The sequence below is a fragment of the uncultured Propionibacterium sp. genome, assembly GCF_963539965.1.
In the GTDB taxonomy this organism is placed as follows: Bacteria; Actinomycetota; Actinomycetes; order Propionibacteriales; family Propionibacteriaceae; genus Propionibacterium.
In genome coordinates this window covers 1-7,557 of record NZ_CAUTOU010000088.1, presented here as the reverse complement: position 1 = coordinate 7,557, position 7,557 = coordinate 1, and the positions used below count along the sequence as shown (strand labels likewise).

General features: G+C 69.4%; 8 protein-coding genes and 1 pseudogene. 6 read left to right on the top strand and 3 right to left on the bottom strand.

From position 1 onward, the window contains the following. The 5 genes and pseudogenes from R2N01_RS10630 to R2N01_RS10610 all read left to right on the top strand — a co-directional run. The coding region (locus R2N01_RS10630) for an EF-Tu/IF-2/RF-3 family GTPase (RefSeq protein ID WP_316670999.1) at positions 1-582 on the top strand (582 nt) is incomplete at its 5' end. Positions 583-845: 263 nt separating this feature from the next. Further along, positions 846-1,580: a hypothetical protein gene (locus tag R2N01_RS10625; protein ID WP_316670996.1), complete on the top strand. Its 735-nt coding sequence runs from the start codon at positions 846-848 to the stop codon at positions 1,578-1,580. Continuing rightward, a complete protein-coding gene (locus R2N01_RS10620; protein ID WP_316670994.1) occupies positions 1,577-2,476 on the top strand; it encodes an electron transfer flavoprotein subunit alpha/FixB family protein in 900 nt (299 codons plus the stop codon). The genes R2N01_RS10625 and R2N01_RS10620 overlap by 4 nt, the downstream gene beginning before the upstream one ends. 29 nt (positions 2,477-2,505) lie before the next feature. After that, on the top strand, positions 2,506-3,972 hold the full coding sequence (locus R2N01_RS10615; protein ID WP_316670991.1) for an FAD-dependent oxidoreductase: 1,467 nt from the start codon (positions 2,506-2,508) through the stop codon (positions 3,970-3,972). A 298-nt stretch (positions 3,973-4,270) separates the two neighbouring features. Then, positions 4,271-4,394 (top strand): annotated as a pseudogene (locus R2N01_RS10610) (ferredoxin); the annotation flags it as partial. Positions 4,395-4,416: 22 nt separating this feature from the next. Here the strand turns inward: R2N01_RS10610 and R2N01_RS10605 are convergent. Both R2N01_RS10605 and R2N01_RS10600 read right to left on the bottom strand, forming a co-directional pair. Then, the gene (locus R2N01_RS10605) at positions 4,417-5,073 is read right to left on the bottom strand and encodes a response regulator transcription factor (RefSeq protein WP_316670989.1); all 657 of its coding nucleotides are present in this window, start codon (positions 5,071-5,073) and stop codon (positions 4,417-4,419) included. Further along, positions 5,042-6,190 carry an ATP-binding protein gene (locus tag R2N01_RS10600; protein ID WP_316670986.1) on the bottom strand — a complete coding sequence of 383 codons (1,149 nt, stop codon included), beginning with the start codon at positions 6,188-6,190 and terminating at the stop codon, positions 5,042-5,044. The genes R2N01_RS10605 and R2N01_RS10600 overlap by 32 nt, the downstream gene beginning before the upstream one ends. A 266-nt stretch (positions 6,191-6,456) precedes the next feature. Between R2N01_RS10600 and R2N01_RS10595 the strand changes: the two genes are divergently transcribed. Continuing rightward, the gene (locus R2N01_RS10595; RefSeq protein WP_316670983.1) at positions 6,457-7,116 is read left to right on the top strand and encodes a vitamin K epoxide reductase family protein; all 660 of its coding nucleotides are present in this window, start codon (positions 6,457-6,459) and stop codon (positions 7,114-7,116) included. 6 nt (positions 7,117-7,122) lie between these two features. Here R2N01_RS10595 and R2N01_RS10590 read toward each other — a convergent pair. Beyond that, positions 7,123-7,557, bottom strand: a 435-nt coding sequence (locus tag R2N01_RS10590) for a hypothetical protein (protein ID WP_316670981.1), incomplete at its 5' end; no start/stop codon positions are given.

The following is a 7,557-nucleotide window of genomic DNA, read 5'->3' as shown; positions in this document are numbered from 1 at the left end:
CAGCCCGAGCGCGACACCGACAAGCCGTTCCTGATGCCGGTCGAGGACGTCTTCACCATCACCGGCCGCGGCACCGTTGTCACCGGCCGCGTCGAGTCCGGCGTCATCAAGACCGGCCAGTCCGTCGAGCTCGTCGGTCTCGCCCCGACGCAGACCACCACGGTCACCGGCGTCGAGATGTTCCGCAAGATCCTCGACGAGGGCCAGGCCGGCGACAACGTCGGTCTGCTCCTGCGCGGCACCAAGAAGGAGGACGTCGAGCGCGGCATGGTCGTCACCAAGCCCGGCAGCACCACCCCCCACACCGACTTCGAGGGCAGCGTCTACGTCCTGACCAAGGACGAGGGCGGCCGCCACAAGCCGTTCTTCACCAACTACAGCCCCCAGTTCTACTTCCGCACCACGGATGTGACCGGCACCGTGACCCTTCCCGAGGGCGTCGAGATGTGCATGCCCGGTGACAACACCGACATGGTCGTGCACCTGCAGAAGCCGATCGCCATGGAGGTCGGCCTCAAGTTCGCCATCCGCGAGGGCGGTCACACCGTCGGCGCCGGCCGCGTGACCAAGATCGACAGGTGAGCCGGATCCAGCGATCCGGCCGATCGGGCCCGTTTCCTCGTCAGGGGGAGCGGGCCCTTCATCGTTCCCGGGGCACAGAGGACCGGGCGCCGCGGCCATTGCGTCGCCCCGCGGGCTGGGAGCGGGGGATGGCCGTGTGGCTACTCTTCGGAGACCATCGGCACCTGGTGGCGACATGACCGCGGACCTACGCTCACTCATGTGGCGGTGGCCCGGGCGCGTCGCCGCCTTTCCCGCACCGCCGTGACCGAGGGGACGCACCGATGAAGACAGTTGTCATCTACAAGTGGGCGCGTGATGTGCAGAACGCGTCCGTCCGAGCCGATGGAACGATCGACTGGCGCGGCGAGAAGGTGGTTCCCGGCGAGGACGACCCGGCCGCCGTCGCCGCCGCGCTGGAGCTGACCGGGCCGGACGACGAGCTCATCGGCCTGACCATTGGCGCCGGGGACGCGAGCTGGGCCCTGGCCCGGGGCGTCCCCCGGGCGGTGTCCGTCACGGATGCGCCTTTCTCCCCCGATGACGCATCGGTGACGGCCATGATCCTGGCCGCTGCCGTAGCGCACATCGGCGACGTCGACGTCGTCGTCATCGGCGATGCCACGGAGTTCCCGGGCGTCGCCCCAACCCTCGCGGGCCGCCTCGGAGCGGTGTGCCTGACTCAAGTGCTGACCGCCGGTCCCGATACCGGCGGCGGGGTGAACGTGAGCCGCCAGAACGGGGACATGATCGAGTACCTGCGTGCACCGATCCCCGTCGTCCTCGGCGTATGCGCCCTCGGCGCGGATACGAGGCGGCCGGGCATGAAGGAGCAGCTCGCCGCCCGCAAACGTCCGGTCACGAAGCTGACGCTGGCGGACCTCGACGTCACCGCCCCCAGGACCGTGACCGCGACGGGTCTGCGCCCGCCGGAGGCCACCGAGGCCCGTGTCTTCAGCGGGGACGACGCCGCCGCTGACCTGATCGCGGCCCTGCGCAGCGAAGGAGTCCTGTCGTGAGCACTGCCGTCATCGCCACATCCACCCATGGACTGAGCGGGGCCGTGGCCCTTGCGGCTGCCGCCGGGTCGGTCGCCGTATGGGCCGTCGGGGACGAGACCGTCGTCTCGGCCGCCGCCATTTCCGGGGTGGCGGAGGTCCGCTCCACGGTTGTCGACCCCGGACGTCCGGCCGAGGCCTACGCCCCCGCGCTGGCGAGCGCCCTGGCCGAATCCGGGGTCGATGTCCTCGTCGCCACCTCCGACCCCGCCGGGCGCGTCATTCTCGGCGCCGCTGCCGCCGCTCTCGACGTCCCCGTCGTCACCGGTGTTCTCGGCCTGAGCGTCGAGGCCGAAGGCCTGTCCGTCGAGCGCCGCGTCCTCGGGGGGAAGGCCCTCCAGCGCCTGGTCGCTCCTGGCCCGCTCGCCCTCGTCTTCGGCGGTGATGATGTCGCCTCGACGGCCTCGCCCGTCGAGGCGGCCCCTACCGGCGCTGTCGCATCGGACATCACCGTGACCGGTTCGACCACGAGAGGATCCACTGCGAACGCCCTCCGAGACGCTGCGGTCGTCGTCTCCTTCGGCCGCGGCGTCAGGAGCAGGGACGACATCGCCCTCGTCGAGTCCCTCGCCACCGCGCTCGGGGGAGAGATCGGTTGTTCCATGCCCATCGCCGACGACTTCGGCTGGGTGGCCAAGGACCATTACGTCGGGCGCTCGGGCCAGCACATCGCCCCGCGGCTCTACGTGGCCATCGGCATCTCCGGCGCCCCGCAGCACCTCGAGGGCATCCGCGATGCGCACGTCGTCGTCGCCATCAACTCCGATCCCGACGCGGCGATCTTCGAGCGGGCGGACTACGGCATCGCCGGGGACCTCTACGAAGTGGTCCCCGCACTCACCGCGGCGTTGCGGTGAGAGGACCCAGGGAGAGGAAGACAACGATCATGACCGAATTCGATGCCGAGTACGACGTCGTCGTCATCGGCTCCGGGGCCTCCGGGCTGTCCGCCGCGCTCCAGGCGGTGAACAACGGGCAGAGCGTCGCAGTCCTGGAGAAGGAGGCCCGCACCGGCGGCAGCTCCTCCTTCGCCGAGGGGCATGCCGCCTTCGAGTCCGACGAGCAGGAGAAACGCGGCATCCGCGTCACCAAGGAGGAGGGTTACTGGGCCTATCTGTCCTACAGCCACTGGCGCTGCGACCCAGCCCTCGTCAGCCGGTATGTCGACAACGCCGCGACGACGATCAGGAAATTGCGTACCGAATTGGGCGTCGAGTACGAGGACGTCACCATCACTGCGCCGGATCAGCCCGGTGAACTCGTTACCTGGCACCTGCCGAAAGGCGAGGTGGCCCATGTCATCGAGCTCATGGAGGCCCGGTGCGCTGAGACCGGTGTCGAGCTCTTCCTCGAGACCCCGGCCCAGCGGATCCTCGAGGACAACGGCCGTGTCAGCGGCGTCGTCGCCACGGACTCCGACGGCGAGGAGGTCGTTCTCGGGGCGAAGGCGGTCGTCGTCGGCACCGGCGGTTATGCCAACAATCCTGAGATGCTCGACCGTTACGCCAAGCAGCCGATCGGCGGGCGTGCCATCAACGTCGGCGGACCCGGCAACACCGGCGATGGCATCACGATGCTCAAGGACGCCGGGAACGTCGAGAACGACAACATCGGCACACTTCTCCTCTTCCCCCTCATGAGGGGCAAGACGATCACCTCGCACGTCAATAACGCGGGCATGCAGCCCTACCTGTGGGTCGACGCCTCGGGTCGGCGTTTCACGAACGAGGAGGCCGGACTGAACTTCGGGAACGCCGGGGACATCGTCGCGGCCCTGCCCGGCTCCTTCTACTGGGCGGTCCTCGACCAAGGGCACATCGACAAACTCGTGAGCGAGGGCAACGAGGTGGGTCTGGGCGTCTACGTGCACAACTATGAGAAGCTCGTCAATCTTCCTGCCGAGATCGAGGCCGATGCCGCGGACCGGAGCCGCACCAACGTGGTCGGGGCCGACACGGTCGAGGACCTCGCAAGGGGCATCGGCGTACGGCCGGAAGCACTCGCCGGCGAGGTCGAGACCTACAACGAGGCCGCCCGCACCGGCGTCGACGGGCGGTTCCGCAAGCGGGCCAGGTACCTGCGCCCGCTCGACAGGGCCCCGTTCTACGCGATCAAGATGGAGCCCGGGATCATGATCACCATGGGGGCCATGCGGATCGACGACCGCATGCGCGCCCTCGACGAGAACGGCGAGGTCATCGACGGTCTCTACGTCGTCGGGTGCGACGCCGGTGGTCTCTTCGGCGAGTCCTACCAGCTGACAGTGCCCGGCTCGGCCAATGGATTCGCTTTCACCTCGGGCTGGTTGGCCGCCGACGACATCGCCAGCCGCATCGCTGCCGGCGAGCTCTGAGCTCGATCCGCGGCGAGGAGGCCACCGGTCCCGCGGCCGGTCCCCCCGCCACCTGGCGGACGCTCGGGACGAGCGGCGTCGACCATGACTGCGGCCATGGCCCGGGAGAGCCGCACATGGACGAAGGGATTCTCGGGACCGGGCACCGGCCTCCGGTGACCCGTCGAAGACCGCGATGGACGCCTACCCCACGGGTCCGTCCGAGTCATGGGTCGGCAAGGACATGACCGCCTGCCGCCGCGCGCCCCGGTTCCTCATGAATGAGCGGATGCACCACGATGCTGGCGTACCCGCCGCCGACGGTGCGATCCGCGTGGAATACGCGGCGTGCCTGGAGTGCGGGACGTGCCCGGCCGCGGCGGATCCCGGCGTGCTGGACTGGCTGTCCGCGCGGTGCCATGGGCGTCGTCCTCCACGAGGGGCGAGGCCCCGGGCCCGAGCCCGTCAGGCCCAGACGAGACCCTGGCGCACGCCGTAGACGGCGATCTGCACGCGGTTGTTCAGTTTCGCCTTGTTCATGATCGAGGCGATCTCCTTCTTGATCGTCGGCACCGACAGGAAGAGCAGCTCGGCGATCTCAGCGTTGGATCTGCCCTGAGAAACCATTCGCACTATCTCGCGCTCGCGGGGGCTCAGGGGCGCGGTCCTCCCGTGGTGCTCCGGCATCGCACCGGGCCCGTGAGCGACCGCGCCCGCGAGCGTGGACGCGAGCTCCGGGGAGATGACGGGTTCACCGCGCATGACGGACCCGAGGCAGGCGCGCAAACGGTCCGGAGACTCGTTCTTGGAGATGTATCCGGACGCTCCTGAGCTCATCGCGTCGAGGATGTCCTCGCTCAGGACCGACATCGTCAGCATGACGATGCGGATGCCCGGCCTGGAGGCCCGTATCGCGCGTGTCGCGTGGACGCCGTCGACGTCATCCATCCGTACGTCCATGAGGATGAGATCGGGATCGAGCCGGGGTACCAGGGCGATGGCCTCGGCGCCGGAGGAGGCGGTCCCCGCTACGACGAACTCCTCCCACCGCTCCATGAGGGATTCGATCCCCGTGCGGAAGAGAGTGTGGTCATCGGCGAGAAGCACCCGGTACGGCGTCATCGTGATCATCACCTCCGACCGGGCGCAGGACTGGATCCCGCAGGACCACGTCGGCCCGCACCCGGGTGCCTTCGCCGGGGGAGGTGCGGATCACGAGCGTGCCGCCGATCTGCTCCATGCGTTCGCGCATGATGCGGATCCCGATCTTCGTGCCCGGCACGTGGTCGGGGTCGAAGCCGCGTCCATGATCGACGACGTCGACCCGGATGCGGTCGTTGAGGCGCACGACGGCGACCCTCGCCGTGCCGGTACGGGCGTGAAGCTGTACGTTGTTCAGCGCCTCTTGGACCACGCGCAGCACTTGGGATGCGATCGGAGGAGCGGCCTCGGAGCGCCCTCTCCCGTCGGTCTGCAGAAGGACGTGGATGCCCGTGGCGCGTTCGAAGTCCTCTGTCATGCGCCGGAGTCGCTGGTAGAAGCCGCCGGTGAGCCGGGAGTCGGACCGCAGCCCGAGCATTTGCGCGCGCAGGCTCCGTTTCGCTCCGTCGACGAGTTCGGTGAGCCGGGCGACGTCCTCGTGGGTCCGTGCGTCCGCCGTCTGGTCGGTGTCCATCGCGACGAGTTCGGCCTGCACGGCGAGGACGGCCAGCTGCTGGGAGAGGTCGGCATGGAGTTCATCGGCGAGCCGGCGGCGCTCCTCGAGGGCCCCGAGCTCCCGTTCGCGGGCGAGCAGCTGCCACCGGTAGATGACGTTGCCCATCATCCGCCCGGCCGCCGCGAGGAACTGGTACTCGCGCGCCGTGGGCCGACGACAGCCGTCCAGGACGAGAAGGACCGCTCCCAGGTGGTGGTCGTCCGAGTGCAGGGGGACGACGACCCCGCTGCGCCCGAACCACGCCCGGAAGCCTTCGGGGAGGGTGTCCCAGTCCCTGCCCGGATGGTCCAGAGCGGACACCGGCCAGTGCTCGGGGTTGACCCAGGGAGAATGGACATGAGCGTCGACGGGCATCTCGGGGAAACCGTCGATGACGCCGGCGTCGACGGATTCATCCGCGGTCAGCCGCAGAGTGGTTCCGCTCTCGTCGACGAGATAGATCGGGGTCATGCGCGCGCCGACGGTTTCGCGGATGACGCGGGTGGCGCTGTGCAGCCCCTCGAGCCGGTCGGCGGCGAGCATGAGCCCATCGTTCAGATCGATGAGCCGCGCGAGATAATCCGCGTGCTCCGCTGGCTCGTCGTCAGTGGACTCGCCTGTGCCGGAGGGCGCCGATGCCTCATCCGCTCGCAGCGGTGCGGGGGTTGCTGAACCTGCCACCGAAGAAATGATACCAGCGTGCCGCATCGCGCTCGCCGAGGCGCTCCGGGGTCCCCGCCCGGCCCGGGTATGCTCACGGGGGTACTGGGTTCTCACCCCTGAACCCGAGAAACGCACGAGGAGTCGTCGTGACAGCAGACCTCGAGTCCGAAGCGGTCGAGGGCGCCGAGCCCGGCGCGGTCGAGGGCGAGGAGCCCGACCCCGAGCTGACCGGTCCCGCCCCGCAGCGCTGGCGCGCCCGTACCGCCACCGAGATGATCGTCTCCGGTCTGGTGGGTCTGTTCGTCTCGTTCAAGCTGTCGATCGAGGCCTGGGAGCTCGCCGGCGACCCCGGGCTCGACCTGGCCTGCGACATCAACTCGAGCATCAGCTGCACCACCGTCGCCCAGACCTGGCAGGCGCGCATCCTCGGCTTCCCCAACGCCTTCCTCGGCATCCTGTTCGAGGGCATCGTGCTGGCCGTCTCGGTGGCCGTCGTCGCGGGCGTCCGCCTCCCCCGCTGGTACATGCGCTGCGTCGAGGCGCTCTACACGGTGGCGCTGTTCTTCGCCCTGTGGCTGTTCACGCAGTCCTATTTCGTCATCCACGCGCTGTGCCCGTGGTGCCTGCTCATCACGCTCACGACGACGCTGGTGTGGGCGGGCCTGACCCGCATGAACGTGCGCGACCACGTGCTGCCGGGCGGCGCGCGCCTGCGCTGGTTCGTGGCCAGCGGCAACGACTGGATCATCACCGTCGCCTTCCTCGTCGTGCTGGCGGCGATGGTGCTGGTGCGCTACATCGTCTGAGGGCCCTCAGCCCTCCCGCTGCAGGACGACGATGGCCTGCCCCTGCCAGCGCACCCGGTAACGGGCCCCGCGCACGACCGGGTCGTCCAGGAAACCCTGCACCCAGGAACTCGTCTCGTTCTCGTAGCTGATCGTCTCCAGGTTCAGTACGAGCCATTCCGGGTCGACCGGCTCACCCAGGTCATCGAGATAGCCGTCGGTGGGCCGCCACTGGCTCACCTCGAAGCGGTCGGTCAGGTGGTTCGTCAGGTAGACGTCGGCGCCCACCCACGAGCCGTCGGGGATCATCGCCGTCGCCTCATCCAGCTCCGCGCAGGCCGTCCCGCAGGGCTCGCCGGCCAGGTCGTGGAGCACGGAGCCGGTGGGGACCGACACGAGCGCGACGGCGACCATGACGGGCAGGGCCAGCGGTCGCCAGACCCGCACGGCCCGGGCCCGGGC